Below are 17,122 nucleotides of genomic sequence, written 5' to 3'. Positions count from 1 at the left end.
AGTTTGAACTTCCGATGTCGGAATTGCGCTCAGGCCGATGCGCGGGTGGAAACTCGCAAGGGATCGGCATCCTGCCCGAGACAAGCTGACGTCTCGCTGACTCAACCTGACAGGATGCCGTCAGCCTCGTTGCGACATGATCCCGCCCGGACGGAGCGAGCCGGGGGCGCGGTGAGTTCGGAGACGAGAATGCGTAAGACGATGACATTGGCAGCCGTGCTGGCGGGGCTGGGCGGCCTCCTGGCGATGTCACAAGCCGGCCGGGAGACGGCACCCACGCTGGTGCCGGTGGCCCGTGCCGATGACGGCACCCTGGCGGCCTATCCGCATCTCGCGGCGCTGCATGCGCCGGCCGACAGCCAGCTGCTGAGCTACGAGCCCGCGCGCCGGGACCGCGAAGGCGACGACGACGATCAGGACGAGCCGCGGCGGTGAGGCGAACCGGCTTCTGACCAAGGCACGGACCAAGGCTAGGCCGGCAGGCCCGCTTCGTACCAGCGACGCGTCGCCTTGACGATGCGCACGACCGAGAGCATCACGGGGACTTCGACGAGAACCCCGACGACGGTCGCGAGCGCAGCCCCCGAGTCGAGCCCGAACAGGCTGATCGCGGCGGCAACCGCCAGCTCGAAGAAATTGCTGGCGCCGATCAAGGCGGCCGGAGCCGCGACGCACCAGGCCACGCCGAGCCGGCGGCTCAGCCAATAGGCGATCCCCGCGTTCAGATAGACCTGGATCAGGATCGGCACGGCCAGGATCGCGATGACGACCGGCTGCTTCAGGATCTGCTCGCCCTGGAAGCCGAACAGCAGCACGAGCGTCCCGAGCAGCGCCACGAGCGAGACCGGTTGCAGCACCCGCAAGGCGCGCACCAACGCCCCGTCCGTGCTACGCAGCAACGCACGGCGCCAGAGTTGCGAGACGATGACCGGCACGACGATATAGAGCAGCACCGACAGCAGTAGGGTTGTCCAGGGCACCGAGATCGAGGCGACGCCGAGCAGCAGGCCCACCAGCGGCGCAAACAGGAACACCATGATGACGTCGTTGAGCGCGACCTGGCTCAGCGTGTAGTGCGGCTCGCCGTCGCACAGATTCGACCAGACGAACACCATCGCCGTGCACGGCGCCGCCGCCAGCAGGATCAGACCCGCCACGTAGGACGACAACTGGCCTGCGGGAAGCATCGGCGCGAACACGTGGCCGATGAAGATGCTGCCGAGCAGAGCCATCGAAAACGGCTTGATCGCCCAATTGACGATCAGGGTGACGCCGATGCCCCGCCAATGCTCCTTCACGTTGCCGAGCGCGGCGAAATCGATCTTCAGCAGCATCGGGATGATCATCAGCCAGATCAGGGCCGCGACCGGCAGATTGACCCGCGCCACCTCCGCCGACGCGACCGCCGCGAACAGCCCCGGCATCAAATGGCCGAGACCGATACCGACGACGATGCAGAGCAGGACCCAGACCGTCAGATAGCGTTCGAAGATCGTCATCGGATCAGGCCACGTCGGAGCGGAACGACGTTGCGCCCTCGCCCGTCCCGATCGCGCGCAGCCGCGTGCCGAGCGACATCGAATCGATGCGGCCGAGCGGCAGATTGATGAAGGCGTCGATCCGGTTCTTCAGATAGCGGAAGGCGGTCGTGAACGCCGCGAGCTTCTCCAGCTCCGTGCCTGCGGCCGCCGCCGGATCCTCGATGCCCCAATGCGCGGTCATCGGCTGCCCCGGCCAGATCGGGCACGCCTCGCCGGCGGCGTTGTCGCAGACCGTGAAGACGAAATCCATCGCCGGCGCGCCGGCGGCGGCGAACTCGCTCCAGCTCTTCGAGCGCAGATCGTCGGTCGGATAGTCCATGCGCGCGAGCGTCTCGAGTGCCAACGGATGCACCGCGCCCTTCGGCGTGCTGCCGGCGGAAAAGGCGTGGAAGCGGCCCGCGCCGTCCTTGCGCAGGATCGACTCGGCCAGCACCGAGCGCGCCGAATTTCCGGTGCAGAGGAACAAGACATTGTAGATGCGGTCAGACACGGCTCTTCTCCTTGCGCTTCGGCGCACAGCACGGGGTGAGACTTGCGATGACGGGTGCGCAGACCTCCGGCCGGCCGCCGCAGCAATCCTGCAGCAGAAACAGCGCGACCTCGCGAAACTGCGTGAGATCGGCCCGGTAGACGATCGAGCGGCTGTGCCTGATCGAGCTGACGAGGCCGGCGCGCGCGAGCACGGATAGATGTGCCGACAGCGTGTTCTGCGGCACCTCCAGCAGACGCGCGAGCTCGCCCGCCGGCAGCCCGTCGGGCTCGTGCTGCACCAGCGTGCGGAAGGCCTGCAGGCGCGTCGGCTGCGCCAGAGCGGCCAGCGCCAGAACGGCTTGTTCGTTTTCCATATATCCAGAATTATCGATATAACAGGCGAACGTCAAGGGCGGCTGCGCAGGGAGGGCACGACGGAGCGAAAGACGCCGGAGACGGACGGCTCACGGCAAGCGCAGGCGGGTGCCGTCGACGATGAGTTCGCCGTGCTGCTCCATGCGCGCCAGCGCGCGATAGAGCGCTTCATGGGTGACGCCGAGCTCGCCGGCCCAGTCCTTCTTCGACCGGCCGAGCTCGACCTCGCCGCCCTCCCCTTCGGTCTCGATGAAATGCACGATCCGCTCGCGCGCCGTCTTCAGGCTGAGCCGCTCCGACTGCGCCCGGACCTTGCGCAACTCGCGGGCGAGATGATCGCACCATCGGTCCCCGATCTCGGGACGGCGCAGCGCCTCGGCGAAGGCCTTGCGTTCGATCGCCAGCAGCGCCGAATCCTGCGCCGCGACGGCGTCGCAATGATACGTCGACTGGTCGAGGCTGGCCTCTGCGAGAAAGCCGCGGCGGGCCCGCTGCAGGACGATGTCGTCGCCGGCGCGCGAGCGGCGCACCAGCCTCACCTCGCCGGTCAGCACGAAGAACATCGCCCGCGGCCGATCACCCCGACAGAACACCGTGCCCTGGCGCGGCACATGGATGCGCCGGGTCCGCAACCGCGCGGCCGCGGGCAGCGCGGCGAGCAACGGCGACAGCCGTGCAAGAGCGCGCCAGTCGAGCGGCGGGCGCGTGCCCTCGGGCGGGAGATGGTCAATCCTCGGCATATGATCAGGATCATATGCGCCGTCCGGCTGCGCGGTCTAGGGAAGACGTCACCGCGTTCGCTCAATGGAGGTCCTCATGCGCCTGCGTCTCGCCGCCGTTACGCTGGCCCTCGTCGCATCCGCCGGCATCGCGACGGCCCAGCACCACGGCCATCACGACCATGGCAGCCACGGGATGCTTCCGGCAGACCCGCGCGAGCGGGTGGCGTTTCCGCCCGACCTCGCCGAGCATACGCTTGCCAACATGCGCGACCATCTGCTGGCGCTGCAGCAGATCAACGACGCGCTCGCGGCGGGCGAGCCGGACAAGGCCGGCCAGATCGCCGAGCAGCGCCTCGGCATGAGCTCGCTGCGGCTGCACGGCGCCGCCGAGGTGGCCGGGTTCATGCCCCAGGGCATGCAGGAGGCCGGCACCACCATGCACAAGGCGGCGAGCCGCTTCGCCATCGAAGCGCAGAATGCGGGCGTGACCGGCGACCTCAAGCCGGCGCTGAAGGCGCTCGGCGAGACGATGGCGGCCTGCGTGGGCTGCCATGCCGGCTACCGGCTGCGATAGCGCGCCGGACGCGCCTCCCGCCGGCGATGCACCGCGGCGCGTTATTTCCAATATTCTAGAAATATCGTTTGACTTCGGCACGCCGCCTGCCCCATCCTGGTTGTCATGAAGCTCGATGACGCCGCTGCCCGCCTGGAAGCCCTCGGCAACACCACGCGCCTGAAGATCTACCGCGCGCTGGTGCGCGCCGGGCATGCCGGGATGCCGGTCGGCCGATTGCAGGAGCGGCTGAAGATCCCGGCCTCGACGCTGTCGCACCACGTCAAGACGCTGGTCGCGGTCGGGCTGATCTCGCAGCAGCGCGAGGGCACCACGCTGGTCTGTCACGCCGAATACGACGTGATGCGCTCCCTGCTCGGCTTCCTCGTCTCCGAGTGTTGCGTCGAGGATCGCGGCTGCGGCACCGCTCGGCCGGCGGCCTGATGGTTTCGTCCTTTAATTCGATCATTCTAGAAATATGGGAGGAAGTACCATGACGGATGCCAAGACGGTTGCGATCATCGGCGCCGGCCCGGTCGGGCTGGCGGCCGCCGCCCACGCGCTGGCGCGCGGCCTGACCCCGGTCGTGCTGGAAGCAGGTCCAGAAGCCGCGCATGCGGTGCGGCAGTGGCAGCACGTCCAGCTGTTCTCGCCGTGGAAGTACAACATCGACAGCGCGGCGGCGCGGCTGCTGGCGGCGACGGGATGGACTTCGCCCGAGCCCGAGGCCTATCCGACAGGGCGCGAGCTGATCGAATCCTATCTCGCGCCGCTTGCAACGCGCACCGCGCTGCGCGACGTCATCAGAACCTCGCATCGCGTCACCGCGATCGGCCGCGCCGGCTTCGACAAGGCCAGGTCGAAGGGACGCGCCGATGCGCCGTTCGAGATCCGCGCCCACAACGGCAAGGGCGAGGCGGCGCTGCAGGCCGACGCCGTCATCGACGCCTCCGGTGCCTGGTTCTCGCCCAATCCTGCCGGCCAAGGCGGGCTGCCCGCGCTCGGCGAAGCCGCGCATGCGGCGCGCATCGCCTACGCGATGCCGGACGTCCGGGGCGCGCAGCGCAGCCGCTATGCCGGCAAGACGGTCGCGGTGCTCGGCGCCGGCCACTCGGCGATCGGCAGCTTGATCGATCTGGCCGCATTGGCCGAGGATGCGCCGGGCACGCAGGCGATCTGGCTGTTGCGCGGCGACGATCCCGCGAAGGCGTTCGGCGGCGGCAGCGCCGACCAGCTCGCCGCGCGCGGCGAGCTCGGCCTGGCCTTTGCCGCGCTGGTGCGTTCGGGCCGCATCCGGCTCGAGTCCGGCTTCGGCGTCATCGGGATCACCGATGAGGACGGCCGGTTGCGGATCGATGCCGCGGGCGACCGCCACGTCACCGCCGACGAGCTGATCGTCGCCACCGGCTTCCGCCCCGATCTGTCGCTGCTGGCGGAGCTGCGCCTGCGGCTCGATCCCGCGATCGAGGCCCCTGTGGCGCTCGCGCCATTGATCGATCCGAACGAACATTCCTGCGGCACGGTGCGGCCGCATGGCGCGCGCGAGCTGGCGCAGGCCGACGAGCCCGGGCTCTATCTCGCCGGCATGAAGAGCTATGGCCGCGCGCCGAACTTCCTGATGATGACCGGCTATGAGCAGGTCCGGTCGATCACCGCCGACATCGCCGGCGACAAGGCCGCCGCGCATCGTGTCGAATTGAAGCTGCCGGAGACCGGCGTCTGCACCCGCGGCGGAGTGGAGAGCATTGCAGCCTTGTCCGGCTGCTGTGGCGGACCGGCGCCATCGGGCGTAGACAGTTGCTGTGCCGATGATGCCAAGGCCAAGGCGGCTGGCCGCAGCGGCTGCGGCTGTTCGTGATCCAGAGACGTCGTAACGCAGAACCGAGGAGAGGTCGACGGGAATGCAGGCAAGACGGCTGGGCGTGGTCATCGCTCTCGGCACCGCCCAGACGCTGGCCTGGGGATCGAGCTACTATCTGCCCGCCATCCTCGCCGACCCGATCGCGAGGGATCTCGGCCTGTCCAACAACTGGTTCTTCGCCGCCTTCTCCGCCTCGCTGATCATCTCCGGCCTGTTGGGTCCGCGCATCGGCCGCCAGATCGACCGCGTCGGCGGCCGCCAGGTGCTGTGCGCCTCCAACATCGTGCTGGCGATCGGGCTCGCGCTGCTTGGCCTGTCGCATTCGCTGTGGGTGATGGCGCTGGCGTGGCTGTGGCTCGGCGTCGGCATGGGGCTCGGCCTCTATGATGCCGCGTTCGGCGCGCTCGGTCGCATCTATGGCAAGGATGCGCGCGGCGCGATCACCGGCATCACCCTGATCGCGGGCTTTGCCTCCACCGTCGGCTGGCCGCTGAGCACCTGGGGGCTCGCCACCATCGGCTGGCGCGAGACCTGCTTTGCCTGGGCGATCGCGCATCTCGTGATCGGCCTGCCGCTCAATCTGTCGCTGCCGCGTGCCACCGCGATGGCACCCGGCGAGATGCCGGGGGGCAAGCCGAACATTCCGCTCGATCGTCCCATGATCCTGATCGCGTTCGCGATGGCGGCGGCCTGGACCGTGACCGCGGCGATGGCGGTGCATCTGCCGCGGCTGATGCAGGCCTTCGGCGCAACCCCTGCACAGGCGCTGTTCGCGGGCATGATGATCGGGCCGGCGCAGGTCGCCGCGCGCGTGTTCGAGGCCGGCTTCCTCAGCCGCTTCCATCCGCTCGCCTCGGCGCGGCTCGCCTGCATCACCCATCCGATCGGCGCCGTGACGATCGGGCTGTTCGGCGGCGGCGCGGCGGCGGCCTTCGCGCTGCTGCACGGCTCCGGCAACGGCATCCTGACCATTGCTCGCGGCACGCTGCCGCTCGCGATCTTCGGCCCCGTCAACTACGCCTACCGGCTCGGCCTGATCGGGGCGCCGTCGCGGATCTGCCAGGCCTTCGCGCCGCTGCTGTTCGGCCTGCTCATCGACGGGCTCGGCCGCGGCGTGCTGATCGTGTCGGCGAGCCTGAGCCTGTCGGCGCTCGCCGCCCTGATGCTGCTGCCGGCCGAGCGCGCCGAGACGGCGATGCCGCTCGACACCACCGACAAGGCGGCCTGAGCCGGTAGCCCTTCATTAACCAGCTTCCTGCGCTCACGGCCCACCGTGCCGCTGCGGACGGGCATCCTGGGGCGCATATACGGAAAGTTGAAGGTTGGATTGAAGGATACCCGTGGTCATACGGGGGCGTTCACGACACGATGGCATTGCAACGTAAACACATGCTTCGTGTCGCGGCGGTGGTCGCCTGCGTCGGGATCTTCCTGGCCGGCGCCGATCTCGCCGTGACCGCGCTGATCGGCAACCAGACCGCGCGGCAGCTCAGCGAGCTCAGCAAGCTGGCGCTCCGCCGTTCCGAGGCCGCGATCGACTCGGCCGGATCGATCCTGAACCGTCTGATCGCGAAAGGACCGATGGACTGCAGCGCCGTCGCGCTGCAGGCGCTGCGCCTTCACGTCTATCAAGGCACCATCATCAAGGACATCCGCACCGTCGATCGCGACGGCGCGGTCAAGTGCGCGGCCTATTCCGAAACACTGGAATTCGACAATGGCTGGGCGCGGCGCGACGAGATGTTCAAGTCCGCCGACGGCGAGCTGCGGCTGTTCCGCGTCGAGCAGTTCACCGGCGCCGCGTTCGGCGTGATGCGCGACATCGACCCGCAACGGTCGCTGGCGGCGATCCTGCGCATCGACGGCAATCTGCTGGACGTGATGCCGGTCGGCCTGCGCGCCGAGAGCAACGTCACCCTGACTTTGCCCGATGGCGAGCAGGTGGCCGGCTATCATCCCGACGCATCCGCCAGATCGCCGGCGCAGACCGTCGCGTTCACCACCGTGTCCGACCGCTATCCGCTGCAGGCCACGATCCATGTGCGGCCGCAGAGCCTGAGCGCGCGCGGCGACCTCGCTTATCTCCTGACGATGCTCGCCGCCGGCACGCTGGGCGGCATGTTCGGCCTGCTGCTGGCGAGCTACCTCAGCCGGCCGGTGGACCCGGTCGCCGAGCTCGACCGCGCGCTCGCGGCCAACGAGTTCAAGCCCTATGTGCAGCCGACCTTCCGACTGAAGACCGGCGACATCGTCGGCTGCGAGATCCTGGCGCGCTGGGAGAAGCCGGACGGCCGGCTGATCCCGCCGATGAGCTTCATCCCGCTCGCCGAGAGCTCCGGCCGCATCGAGAGACTGACCTGGCAGCTCCTCAAGACCGCCTTGCGCGAGCTGCAGCCGGAGATGAAGCAGGACAAGCTGTTCAAGCTGTCCGTCAACGTCACCCCGCGCCACCTGCTCGGCGACCGCTTCATCGACGATCTGCGCAAGACGGTCGCGTCGTCATCGGTCTCCACCCGCCAGGTCGTGCTCGAGGTCACCGAGCGCGAGGAGCTCGCCGATCTCGCCAAGGCGACTGATGTCGTGAAGGAGCTCAGCGAGCTCGGCTTCCGCGTCGCACTCGACGACGTCGGCATCGGCCATAGCGGCCTGTCCTATATCCAGCGGCTCGGCGCGCGCATCCTGAAGATCGACAAGTTCTTCGTCGACGCGATCACCCGCGACCAGTCCGCCATCGTGGTGGTGCAGATGCTGGTGGCGCTGGCGCGCGAGCTCGACATGTCCGTGGTCGCCGAGGGCATCGAGCATCAGGAGCAGGTCGATGCGCTGATCGCCTGCGGCGTCGAGGAAGGCCAGGGCTATCTGGTTGCGCCGCCGCTGTCGCTCGGGCGTTTCAAGCAGTTCCTCGACGTGCGCCGGGCCTCGGCCGTTCCGGGCGTGGCCGGCGCGCCGGAACTGGCCGCGTGACGGCGAGCCCGCGCGCGTCGGGCACGCGCCTCACTGCCGGGTCATCTGTCCGCGAATCTCGCCGCCTGGGTTCGCCTGGGTGTGGACGTTGGCGTACCATTTGCCGGCCAGCAGGTCGGCCGCCTGAGCGTCCGTGATGACGGCCGAACCGGTAATCGGGGTCTCCGGGCTCTTGAACGGCAGCACGATGCCGGCATTCTTGCCGGGCTCGCTGGGACCGTGGAAATGCGCCCCCATTGCCGGCCCGGTGAGGCCCGAATAGGTGACCTTCCAGCTCAGCGTCTTGGTGGCGGTGTCGAAGCTCGCTTCGGCCGCGCCCGTCGCGGGCGAGGCGTTCGGCGGCACCTCGTTGGCGGCCTTGAGCTCGGACTTCAAGATGACGGTTTCAGCGCGCGCAAGCGGCGCGGCCGCGACGCAGGCGACCGCGAGCAACGACAAATGAACGAATGTCCGTCCCATAGTTTCCTCCTCAATCGTTTTGGGCAGTCTCAGTGTTCGAGACCCCACGGGCAAGCCGATATTCCGTGGAACGCGTTAACGCCCCAGGCATGAGCAGCGGCCCCCGGCCGCGTTGATTGAACAATCCGGACCCCTGTGCCAAACAGGACGGGAACACAAAGGCCTCGAAAGAAAGCCTCGAAAGAAAGAAAGCCATGGCGGATCGAATGGTTGCTTCCAAGACGGCGCGCGGCAAGGTGGGGCGGCCTCCGCTCGAACGTGCCGGCGAGGTCGAGGAGCGCATTCTCGATGCGGCAAAGACGGTGTTCCTCGCCAACGGCTTCGAAGGCGCGAGCGTCGACGAAATCGCGCAGACCGCGCGTGCCGGCAAGCCGACCATCTACGCGCGATTTCCCAGCAAGGCCGCGCTGTTCGCGGCTGTGATCGCCCGCCATGCCGCGCGCAACACCCAATATGAGAACCTGGTGCCGCAGGGCCGCACCTTCCGCGCCCGGCTGATCAGCCTCGGACTCACCCTGATCGAGCGCGCCTTCGTCGAAGACACGATCGGCCTGATGCGGACCGCGATTGCGGAAAATCCGCGGTTTCCCGAGCTGACGCTCGAGATCCAGGACACCGCGCGCAAGCGCGCCACCTGCAATGTGAGCCATGCGATCGGCGAGCTCGCGCGCGCCGAAGGCCTTGCCGGCAAGGGCGCGTTCTCGGCCGATCGCATCGAGGACAGCGCACGGATCTTCCTCGATCTCGTCGTGTTCGCCGTGCTGATCCGCAGCCTGCTCGGCGAGGACATGCGCACCCTGAAGAAGGAAGCCCAGGCGCATGTCGAGAAGCGCGTCGACTTCTTCCTCGCCGCGACGACGTGATCCTAAATCTGCTTGTCCTTGCGCAGCTCCGGAAAGATCGTCTCGTCCTGCAGGATCACGTCGGCGGTGCGCTGATAGTGCGCCGTGAGCAGCGCAACCGCGCGTTCGGTGTCGGCGTCAAGCACGGCGTTCATGATGTCGGCGTGCTCGTCGCCGACGGGGCGTGACGGAAACGCCTTGCGGATCGACAGCCGGCGGTAGCGATAGAGCTGGTCGGCAAGCTGGCCGCAGAACGCGATCAGCGACTGCGAGCCGCAGTTCGAGATCAGGACCCGATGATAGATCCGGTGCAGCCTCTCCCACTCCGGATTGTCCTCGAACGTGGTCGCGCTGAGCGAGCGCGGCGCGCGGCTGAGCCGATGCTGCGCCAGCACCAGTTGCTCCTCCCAATCCGGCGTCGCCGCCGCCATCGACTCGCGCAGCGCCAGCGCCTCGACCCAGCAGCGGGTCTTGGTCAGCTCGGCGAGCTCGGCGCGGCTGATGTCCTTGACGTAGAAGCCGCGCTGCTCGCGCACCTCGACCAGTCCGTCGGCAGTGAGGCGGTTGAGCGCCTCGCGCAGCGGTGTCTGCCCGGTCTGATAGGTCTCGGTCAAAAACCGCATCTGCAGCTTGCGCGACGGCGCCAGCCGGCCGGACAGCAGGTCCTCGCGCAGCCGGTCATACACATGACTCGCCTGCGTCGACGGGCCCTGCCCCTCGGCCTCCAAAACCGCATCCACGCCCGATCTCCTCTGAATCAGACGACATGTATAGAGCGAGGCTACAGAACATAAAATTTATAAATTCTGATTGATTCATATTTTTTATGTAATAAAAGGGACGAGCCGGTTCTGCCGGCCAGGGATAGAAACGTCGCGCGTCCTCACCCGGGCATCGCGCAGGAGGACACGCTCATGACCCGGTTTCCGGTCGCGGCTCTGCGCAGCGTCGATCTGGGCACGCCAGATCTCGCGCGTTCGGAAGCGTTCTATCGACAGACCTGGGGGCTGGAGCGCGTCGCGGAGGCCCGCGGCATCGTCTATCTCCGTGCGACCGGCAGCGATCATCATGTCGTAGCGCTGCACCAGAGCGAGCGTACCGAGTTGAAGGCGGTGACTTTCCGCCTCGCCGAGTCCAGTGATTTCGATGCCGTCAGCCGCAACGCCATCCATGAAGGCGCGACGCTGATCGCAGCGCCAGCGCCGAACCCCGGTCCCGACGGCGGCGTGATCATGAGCCTGCGCGGCCCCGAAGGCGGCGTGCTGCGCTTCGTTCATGACGACCTCAGGCACGACACCAGGCCACCGCGGCCCGAGTTCCCCGAGCGGCTCGCCCACGTCAATCTCAACAGCACCGACGTCGATCGCACGGCTGCGTTCTACGAGAAGGCGCTCGGCTTCAAGCTGACCGATCGCTCCGCGGCGATGGCGTTCGTCCGCTGCAACTCCGATCACCATGCGGTGGTGATCGCCGCCGCCAAGGTGAACGGCCTCAACCACGTCGCCTTCCTGATGCCGACCTGGGAAGGCGTGATGCGCGGCGCGGGCCGCATGATCGATGCCGGCCATCCGATCGCCTGGGGCGTCGGCCGCCACGGCCCCGGCGACAATGTCTTCGCCTACTTCATCGATCCCGTCGGGACCGTGATCGAATACACCGCCGAGGTGCTGCAGGTCGACGACGACTACGTCGTGCGTGGGCCGGAGCATTGGGTCTGGCCGCCCGGCCGCACCGACCAATGGGGCATCGCGCCGCCCAAGGCCGAGCACGTCAAGGCCGCGCAGCTCGCGGTCGGCTACGCCGCCTGACTCGTTGTCCAACTCCAGAGTTTCCATGTCAGCCACGTCCGATCACAAGCATTTCGAGGTTGCCGTCATCGGCTTCGGTCCGACCGGCGCCATCGCCGCGAGCCTGCTCGGCATGCAGGGCATCAAAACGCTCGCGATCGATCGCGCTGTCGAGATCTACGACAAGCCGCGCGCGATCGCGCTCGATCACGAGATCATGCGGCTGTTCGACAATCTCGGCATCGCCGAACAGGTCAGCCGGTACGTCGCGCCGTTCCCGGCGTCCGAGCATTTCGGCGCACGAGGGCAGTTGATCCGCCGCATCGACATGGTCGGCCCGCCCTACCCGCTCGGCTACACGCCGAGCATGGTGTTCACGCAGCCGCCGGTCGAACAGATGATGCGCGATCGCGTTTGCGCCTGTCCGTCGGTGACGGTCGAGCTGGGCACGAGCCTCGTCGCGATCCGGCAGGATGCAACGGCGGCGACCGTCGTGCTGCAGCGGGCGGACGGCACGACGCATGAGGTCACCGCCGACTACGTGATCGCCTGTGACGGCGCCTCCAGCACCGTGCGCCAGCAGCTCGGCATCAGCTTCGATGATCTCGACTTCGACGAGCCATGGCTGGTGGTCGATCTTCTCGTGAATGCTGGCGGCGCCGGCAAGCTCCCGGCCACCGCGGCGCAATTCTGCGATCCCGCGCGTCCGACCACCTACATCATCGGTCCCGGGAACCATCGCCGCTTCGAGATCATGCTGCGGCCGGGGGAAGACCGCCACGCGATGGAGCAGCCGGAGCAGGTCTGGCAGTTGCTGTCCCGCTGGCTCGGGCCCAAGGACGCCACACTGTGGCGCGCGGCGAGCTACCGCTTCCATGCGCTGGTCGCGCACCGCTGGCGCCAGGGTCGTGTCCTGCTCGCCGGCGATGCCGCGCATCAACAACCGCCCTTCATCGGCCAGGGCATGTGCCAGGGCCTGCGCGACGCCGCCAATCTGTGCTGGAAGCTCGCGCGCGTGTTGCGCGGCCAATCGACCACGGCCCTGCTCGACAGCTATGAGAGCGAGCGCAGCACGCATGTGCGCGAGCTGACCACGCGCATCAAGGCGATCGGCCGCGTCATCTGCGAGCAGGATCCGGAGGCCGCAGCGGCACGCGATGCGCGTATCCTTGCCGAAGGCGGCGGCGCGCCGCGCACCATCACGCGGCAGGAGATCGTGCCGCCGCTGACGCAGGGACTGCTCGCGACCAGGGCAAACGCGGCCAATGGCACGCTGTTTCCGCAGCCCTGGATCGTCGGCGACGGTGGTGGGCGAGCGCTGCTCGATACCATCACCGGCACCGGATGGCGGCTCGTCCTCGACGGGCGGGGCGCGCTGAACTCGAGCTCGATCGACGCCGCGACCCGCGACGCCGGGATCAGTGTGATCGCCATCGGCGGTCACGGCTTGCACGAGGAGAGCGCCGTCGTCGCACGCTGGTTCGAACGCCACGGCTGCAGCGCCGCGCTGGTGCGCCCCGATCATTATGTCTACGGCGTCGCGACGGACGCGCCGGAGCTCGCCGCGCTGCTGAGCGAGCTGAACCAACGACTGCACTAATCAAAACAAGAGAATGTCAAACGGGGAAACGCCATGACGACATCATCGGACACCGCCAGACCCAGTGTGGGAGGACGCGCGATCGCCGTCCTCATCATGCTGTTCCTGTTCCAGACGCTGAACTTCTTCGACAAGCTGGTATTCGGCCTCTCGGCCGTGCCGATGATGAAGGAGCTTGGCTTGAGCCCGAAGGAGTTCGGGCTGATCGGCAGCAGCTTCTTCCTGCTGTTCTCGCTGTCGGGCATGGCGGTCGGGATGTTCGTCGTCGGCCGCTTCCCGGTGAAATGGCTGCTCCTGATCATGGCCGCCGTCTGGTCGGCCACGCAGATCCCGATCTTCTTCTCCGGCTCGATCGCCGTGCTGGTGATCTGCCGCATCATTCTCGGCGCCGGCGAAGGCCCGGGACTGCCGACCGCGCTGCACGCCTGCTACAATTGGTTTCCCGCCGACCGCCGCAGCGTGCCGAGCGCCGTGGTGCTGCAGGGCATCAGCGTCGGTCTGTTGGCTGGCGGTCCGATCCTGACCTATGTCATCGTGAGCCATGGCTGGCGCACCGGCTTCCTGTTCTGCGGCCTGCTCGGGCTCGCCTGGATGCTCGGCTGGTTCTTCGTCGGTGGTGAAGGACCCTACTCCGCCCATGCGCCGGAGGCTTCGGCGGCGAAGGACAAGGCGTTGCCGGCGCGCGTGCTGTGGGCCGATCCGACCGTGATCGGCGTCATCATCATGTCGACCGCGTCGTACTGGATCGTCGGCATGTCCGCGACCTGGCTGCCGCCCTATCTGCAGCTCGGGCTCGGCTACAAGCAGGTCGATGTCGGCTGGATCATCTCGGGGATCTACCTGTTCCAGTCGCCGCTGCTGCTCGGCGGCTCCTGGCTGACGCAAGTTCTGCAGCGCAAAGGCTTCAGCCTGCGTGCCTGCCTCGGCCACGCCTCCGGTCTCGCCCTGCTCGCCGCCGGCTGCGCGCTGCTCTTGAGCATCGTCACCTCGGGCCCGCTGCAGCTCGCCTGCATCGCGATCGCTTTCGCGGCGCCGAGTCTCACCACGATCTTCGGCCCCGTCGCGCTCGGCGCCGTGGCGCCGGCAATCCAGCGCGGCCGGCTGATCGTCGTGATCTATTCCGGCAACGCGGCCTCCGCGCTGGTGTCGAATGCGCTCACCGGCTGGATCGTCGGCGAGGCCGGCGGCAACGCGCCGCTCGGCTACGCCCACGCCATGACCTTCACCGCCGGCGTGCTGATCGTTGGCGCCATCTCGGCCTTCGCGCTGATCTTCCCGGAGCGCACCATCGCGCGCTTCGCGAAATCGGCGCAAGAACCGGCTTCTCCCTCCGCCGTAGCGGCGGTTTCGACCTGAGGACATCGGATGAGATTTGCAAGCTTCACCATCGACAATGCGCCGACCTGGGGACTCGTCGAGGGCACCGACGTCGCCGATCTCGGTGCCGTCCTGCGCGACCGCTTCCCGGACCTGAAATCGGCGATCGCAGCGGACGCGCTGAAGGAGGCGGCTGCAGCGGCCTCAGGCGCAAGGCGGCATCCGCTCTCGGCCATCAGCTTCCTGCCGGTGATCCCGAACCCGGACAAGATCCTCTGCATCGGCTTGAACTACGAGACGCACCGCAAGGAGACCGGCCGCTCCGAGGTCGAGAACCCCACGGTGTTCGGCCGCTTCGCCAACAGCCAGACCGGGCATCTCACGAATATCATCCGCCCGCGCGTCTCGACCGATCTCGATTTCGAGGGCGAGCTCGCCATCGTGATCGGCAAGCCGGGTCGCTACATCCCGCGCAGCGAGGCCTTCAAGCACATCGCCGGCTATGCCTGCTACAACGAGGGCAGCGTCCGCGATTTCCAGCGCCACACCCACCAATTCACGCCGGGCAAGAATTTTCCGGCGACCGGCGGGTTCGGCCCGTGGCTGGTCACGCCGGATGAGATCGACGATCTCGGTTCGCTGCGGCTGCAGACGCGGTTGAACGGCGAGGTCGTCCAGGATGCGACGATCAGCCAGATGATCTTCGATATCCCGCGCCAGATCGAATATTGCTCCTCGTTCACCCGGCTCGAGCCCGGCGACGTGATCGCCACGGGCACGCCCGGCGGCGTCGGCTCCCGCCGCACACCGCCGCTGTGGATGAAGCCCGGTGATGTCGTGGAGGTCGAGATCGACAAGATCGGACTGCTGCGAAATGGCATCGCCGACGAGGCGGTGTGAGCGCCCCTGATGTTCCTGACCGTCATTCCGGGGCAGCCCGCCAGGGCTGAACCCGGAATCTCGGGATTCTCAGGTGCGCAACTGCGCACCATAGTTCGATGCTTGCGCATCGCCCCGGAACGACAGCCGAACGACCGTGCTTCCTCAATGCGCCATCGCCGGGCCGCCGCCGAGCTTGACCTTGCGGAGCGTCAGGGCCAGCGGAATCGCCGACAGCGAGATCAGCATCAGCGCCCAGTAGACGTCGACATAGGCGAGCAGCGACGCCTGCGTCTGCACGGTCTGGCCGATCCAGGCGAGCGCCTGCTGCTGCGCCTGGACCAGCGAGCTGCCATGGGCGGTGAAGTAGTTGGTCACCTGGTGCAGCGTGTCCTGATAGGCCGGGTTGGACGGAATGGCATTCTCGACCAGCCGGCTCTGGTGGAATTGCGCGCGGTGCGCCAGGATGTTGGCGGCGAGCGACACCCCGATCGACCCGCCGGTGTTGCGCGCGGCGTTGATCAGGGCGGAGGCCTGGTCGGTCCTCTCAGGCGGAATGCCGTTGTAGGACGCGGTCGTGATCGAGAGGAAGATCAGCGGCAGGCCGATGCCGATCAGCATGCGGGATTCGGCGAAGAACCAGAAGTCCACATTGGCATAGACCCGCGTGAGGTCATACATCGCGAAGGCGACGACCGCGGCGCCCGTCATGATCATGTATTTCGGCTGCACCTTGCCCGAGAGCCGTCCGACCACGAACATCATCGCCATGGTGACGAGGCCGCCGGGCGACAACACGAGGCCCGCCCAGGTCGCGGTGTAGCCGAAATCCTGCTGCACCATCTGCGGCAGCATCTGCGTGGTGCCGAGCAGGATCGCGCCGGTCGCCAGCATCACCAGGAAGCTGGCGCCGAACTGGCGCGACGCCAGCATGCGGACGTCGACCGTCGGGTTTTTCTGGTTCATCTCCCACGGGATCATGGCGATGAAGGCCGCAACGCAGACCGCGGCGGTCACCAAGATGAAGCGCGAGTCGAACCAGTCGTCCTCCAGGCCACGGTCCAGCATCAGTTCGAGCGCGCCGAGGAAGGTCGCGACCAGCATGAATCCGACGACGTCGAAGCCGTGCGCCTGCTTGCGCCGCTCTTCAGTGACAGCTTCAGGCTCCTTGAGGATCAGCCCGATCAGCAGCATCGCGGCGACGCCGACGGGGCCGTTGATCAGGAAGCACCAGTGCCATGAGACGTTGTCGGAGAGATAGCCGCCGAGCGTCGGGCCGACGACGGGCGCGACAACGACGGCGACGCCGAACAGCGCGAACGCCTGGCCGCGCTTTTCCGGCGGGAAGGAGTCGGCGAGGATCGATTGCGCGACCGGCACCATGCCGCCGCCGCCCAGGCCCTGCATGATCCGGAACAGCAGCAGCACCTGCAGATTCCAGGCGAAGCCGCACAGCACCGAGCTCAAGGTGAACAGGCCGAGGCACATGATGAAGAAGGTCTTGCGGCCCAGGCGCTTGGCGAGATAGCTCGACGCCGTCAGGATGATCGCGTTCGAGACGAGATAGGTCGTCACCACCCAGGAGGATTCGTCCTGGCTCACGCCCATGCCGCCGGCGATATAGGGCAGCGCGACGTTGGCGATGGTGGTGTCGAGCACCTCCATGAAGGTCGCGACCGCGACCAGCACCGCGATGATCCACGGACTGCCGGCGCGCGGCGCGGAGAGAGCAGCAGCGCTCATGGCGGACC

The 17,122-nt window shown here is 67.6% G+C and carries 18 protein-coding genes; 11 read left to right on the top strand and 7 right to left on the bottom strand.

The genetic code is table 11. From position 1 onward, the window contains the following. Window positions 1-189 precede the first annotated feature (189 nt). On the top strand, window positions 190-435 hold the full coding sequence (locus ACQR1D_RS09235; RefSeq protein ID WP_316182966.1) for a hypothetical protein: 246 nt from the start codon (window positions 190-192) through the stop codon (window positions 433-435). 35 nt (window positions 436-470) lie between these two features. Here ACQR1D_RS09235 and arsB read toward each other — a convergent pair whose 3' ends face one another. From arsB to ACQR1D_RS09215, 4 genes are all read right to left on the bottom strand, one after another. Continuing rightward, window positions 471-1,499 (bottom strand): ACR3 family arsenite efflux transporter, encoded by a 1,029-nt coding sequence (gene arsB, locus ACQR1D_RS09230; protein ID WP_316182965.1) that lies wholly within the window; start codon window positions 1,497-1,499, stop codon window positions 471-473. 4 nt (window positions 1,500-1,503) lie between these two features. Beyond that, window positions 1,504-2,031, bottom strand: a complete 528-nt coding sequence (locus tag ACQR1D_RS09225; protein WP_316182964.1) for an arsenate reductase ArsC — start codon at window positions 2,029-2,031, stop codon at window positions 1,504-1,506. Beyond that, entirely contained in the window at window positions 2,024-2,386 is a 363-nt protein-coding gene (locus tag ACQR1D_RS09220) for an ArsR/SmtB family transcription factor (RefSeq protein WP_316182963.1), read from the bottom strand. Before ACQR1D_RS09220 ends, ACQR1D_RS09225 begins: the two co-directional genes overlap by 8 nt. 90 nt (window positions 2,387-2,476) lie before the next feature. Further along, window positions 2,477-3,127 (bottom strand): Crp/Fnr family transcriptional regulator, encoded by a 651-nt coding sequence (locus ACQR1D_RS09215; RefSeq protein ID WP_316182962.1) that lies wholly within the window; start codon window positions 3,125-3,127, stop codon window positions 2,477-2,479. Window positions 3,128-3,203: 76 nt separating this feature from the next. Between ACQR1D_RS09215 and ACQR1D_RS09210 the strand changes: the two genes are divergently transcribed. The 5 genes from ACQR1D_RS09210 (at window position 3,204) to ACQR1D_RS09190 (ending at window position 8,487) form a co-directional block, all read left to right on the top strand. Next, window positions 3,204-3,683, top strand: a complete 480-nt coding sequence (locus ACQR1D_RS09210) for a hypothetical protein (protein ID WP_315805347.1) — start codon at window positions 3,204-3,206, stop codon at window positions 3,681-3,683. Between the two features lie 105 nt (window positions 3,684-3,788). After that, window positions 3,789-4,106 carry an ArsR/SmtB family transcription factor gene (locus ACQR1D_RS09205; protein ID WP_316182961.1) on the top strand — a complete coding sequence of 106 codons (318 nt, stop codon included), beginning with the start codon at window positions 3,789-3,791 and terminating at the stop codon, window positions 4,104-4,106. A gap of 49 nt (window positions 4,107-4,155) precedes the next feature. Beyond that, complete coding sequence (locus tag ACQR1D_RS09200; protein WP_434837843.1) at window positions 4,156-5,520, top strand: NAD(P)-binding domain-containing protein; 1,365 nt, start codon at window positions 4,156-4,158, stop codon at window positions 5,518-5,520. A 43-nt stretch (window positions 5,521-5,563) separates the two neighbouring features. Next, on the top strand, window positions 5,564-6,751 hold the full coding sequence (locus ACQR1D_RS09195) for an MFS transporter (protein ID WP_434837842.1): 1,188 nt from the start codon (window positions 5,564-5,566) through the stop codon (window positions 6,749-6,751). Between the two features lie 161 nt (window positions 6,752-6,912). Continuing rightward, complete coding sequence (locus ACQR1D_RS09190) at window positions 6,913-8,487, top strand: EAL domain-containing protein (RefSeq protein WP_316182958.1); 1,575 nt, start codon at window positions 6,913-6,915, stop codon at window positions 8,485-8,487. A 30-nt stretch (window positions 8,488-8,517) separates the two neighbouring features. On the opposite strand, the gene ACQR1D_RS09185 is transcribed toward ACQR1D_RS09190, so the two are convergent. Then, on the bottom strand, window positions 8,518-8,946 hold the full coding sequence (locus ACQR1D_RS09185; protein ID WP_316182957.1) for a CHRD domain-containing protein: 429 nt from the start codon (window positions 8,944-8,946) through the stop codon (window positions 8,518-8,520). Window positions 8,947-9,152: 206 nt separating this feature from the next. Between ACQR1D_RS09185 and ACQR1D_RS09180 the strand changes: the two genes are divergently transcribed. Continuing rightward, entirely contained in the window at window positions 9,153-9,809 is a 657-nt protein-coding gene (locus ACQR1D_RS09180; RefSeq protein WP_315805365.1) for a TetR/AcrR family transcriptional regulator, read from the top strand. Between the two features lie 2 nt (window positions 9,810-9,811). Here the strand turns inward: ACQR1D_RS09180 and ACQR1D_RS09175 are convergent, their stop codons facing one another. Beyond that, window positions 9,812-10,528 (bottom strand): GntR family transcriptional regulator, encoded by a 717-nt coding sequence (locus tag ACQR1D_RS09175; protein ID WP_434837841.1) that lies wholly within the window; start codon window positions 10,526-10,528, stop codon window positions 9,812-9,814. 174 nt (window positions 10,529-10,702) lie between these two features. Between ACQR1D_RS09175 and ACQR1D_RS09170 the strand changes: the two genes are divergently transcribed. Genes ACQR1D_RS09170 through ACQR1D_RS09155 form a run of 4 tightly spaced genes read left to right on the top strand, consistent with a single transcriptional unit; the run spans window position 10,703 to window position 15,392 of the window. Continuing rightward, complete coding sequence (locus ACQR1D_RS09170; protein WP_434837840.1) at window positions 10,703-11,596, top strand: VOC family protein; 894 nt, start codon at window positions 10,703-10,705, stop codon at window positions 11,594-11,596. Between the two features lie 25 nt (window positions 11,597-11,621). Continuing rightward, window positions 11,622-13,175 carry a bifunctional 3-(3-hydroxy-phenyl)propionate/3-hydroxycinnamic acid hydroxylase gene (locus ACQR1D_RS09165; protein WP_434837839.1) on the top strand — a complete coding sequence of 518 codons (1,554 nt, stop codon included), beginning with the start codon at window positions 11,622-11,624 and terminating at the stop codon, window positions 13,173-13,175. Window positions 13,176-13,208: 33 nt separating this feature from the next. Continuing rightward, window positions 13,209-14,531, top strand: coding sequence for an MFS transporter (locus ACQR1D_RS09160; protein WP_316218796.1), 1,323 nt, complete (start codon window positions 13,209-13,211; stop codon window positions 14,529-14,531). Window positions 14,532-14,540: 9 nt separating this feature from the next. Beyond that, window positions 14,541-15,392 carry a fumarylacetoacetate hydrolase family protein gene (locus ACQR1D_RS09155; RefSeq protein WP_434837838.1) on the top strand — a complete coding sequence of 284 codons (852 nt, stop codon included), beginning with the start codon at window positions 14,541-14,543 and terminating at the stop codon, window positions 15,390-15,392. Between the two features lie 144 nt (window positions 15,393-15,536). Here ACQR1D_RS09155 and ACQR1D_RS09150 read toward each other — a convergent pair whose 3' ends face one another. After that, window positions 15,537-17,114, bottom strand: coding sequence for a DHA2 family efflux MFS transporter permease subunit (locus ACQR1D_RS09150; RefSeq protein WP_434837837.1), 1,578 nt, complete (start codon window positions 17,112-17,114; stop codon window positions 15,537-15,539). Window positions 17,115-17,122 lie beyond the last annotated feature (8 nt).

The organism is Bradyrhizobium sp. HKCCYLRH2047, from assembly GCF_051168175.1.
In the GTDB taxonomy this organism is placed as follows: Bacteria; Pseudomonadota; Alphaproteobacteria; order Rhizobiales; family Xanthobacteraceae; genus Bradyrhizobium.
Note: the sequence above shows the minus strand (reverse complement) of the source record. Positions and strands in the feature narration are given on the sequence as shown.

Excerpts from the sequence above, each read along its gene's own strand:
- ACQR1D_RS09200 (WP_434837843.1), top strand. The coding sequence starts at position 4,156 with ATGACGGATGCCAAGACGGTTGCGATCATCGGCGCCGGCCCGGTCGGG.
- ACQR1D_RS09170 (WP_434837840.1), top strand. The coding sequence starts at position 10,703 with ATGACCCGGTTTCCGGTCGCGGCTCTGCGCAGCGTCGATCTGGGCACG.
- ACQR1D_RS09160 (WP_316218796.1), top strand. The coding sequence starts at position 13,209 with ATGACGACATCATCGGACACCGCCAGACCCAGTGTGGGAGGACGCGCG.
- ACQR1D_RS09150 (WP_434837837.1), bottom strand. The coding sequence starts at position 17,114 with ATGAGCGCTGCTGCTCTCTCCGCGCCGCGCGCCGGCAGTCCGTGGATC.
- ACQR1D_RS09195 (WP_434837842.1), top strand. The coding sequence starts at position 5,564 with ATGCAGGCAAGACGGCTGGGCGTGGTCATCGCTCTCGGCACCGCCCAG.
- ACQR1D_RS09155 (WP_434837838.1), top strand. The coding sequence starts at position 14,541 with ATGAGATTTGCAAGCTTCACCATCGACAATGCGCCGACCTGGGGACTC.
- ACQR1D_RS09205 (WP_316182961.1), top strand. The coding sequence starts at position 3,789 with ATGAAGCTCGATGACGCCGCTGCCCGCCTGGAAGCCCTCGGCAACACC.
- ACQR1D_RS09220 (WP_316182963.1), bottom strand. The coding sequence starts at position 2,386 with ATGGAAAACGAACAAGCCGTTCTGGCGCTGGCCGCTCTGGCGCAGCCG.
- ACQR1D_RS09190 (WP_316182958.1), top strand. The coding sequence starts at position 6,913 with ATGCTTCGTGTCGCGGCGGTGGTCGCCTGCGTCGGGATCTTCCTGGCC.
- ACQR1D_RS09210 (WP_315805347.1), top strand. The coding sequence starts at position 3,204 with ATGCGCCTGCGTCTCGCCGCCGTTACGCTGGCCCTCGTCGCATCCGCC.
- ACQR1D_RS09215 (WP_316182962.1), bottom strand. The coding sequence starts at position 3,127 with ATGCCGAGGATTGACCATCTCCCGCCCGAGGGCACGCGCCCGCCGCTC.
- ACQR1D_RS09165 (WP_434837839.1), top strand. The coding sequence starts at position 11,622 with ATGTCAGCCACGTCCGATCACAAGCATTTCGAGGTTGCCGTCATCGGC.
- ACQR1D_RS09185 (WP_316182957.1), bottom strand. The coding sequence starts at position 8,946 with ATGGGACGGACATTCGTTCATTTGTCGTTGCTCGCGGTCGCCTGCGTC.
- ACQR1D_RS09180 (WP_315805365.1), top strand. The coding sequence starts at position 9,153 with ATGGTTGCTTCCAAGACGGCGCGCGGCAAGGTGGGGCGGCCTCCGCTC.
- ACQR1D_RS09235 (WP_316182966.1), top strand. The coding sequence starts at position 190 with ATGCGTAAGACGATGACATTGGCAGCCGTGCTGGCGGGGCTGGGCGGC.
- arsB (WP_316182965.1), bottom strand. The coding sequence starts at position 1,499 with ATGACGATCTTCGAACGCTATCTGACGGTCTGGGTCCTGCTCTGCATC.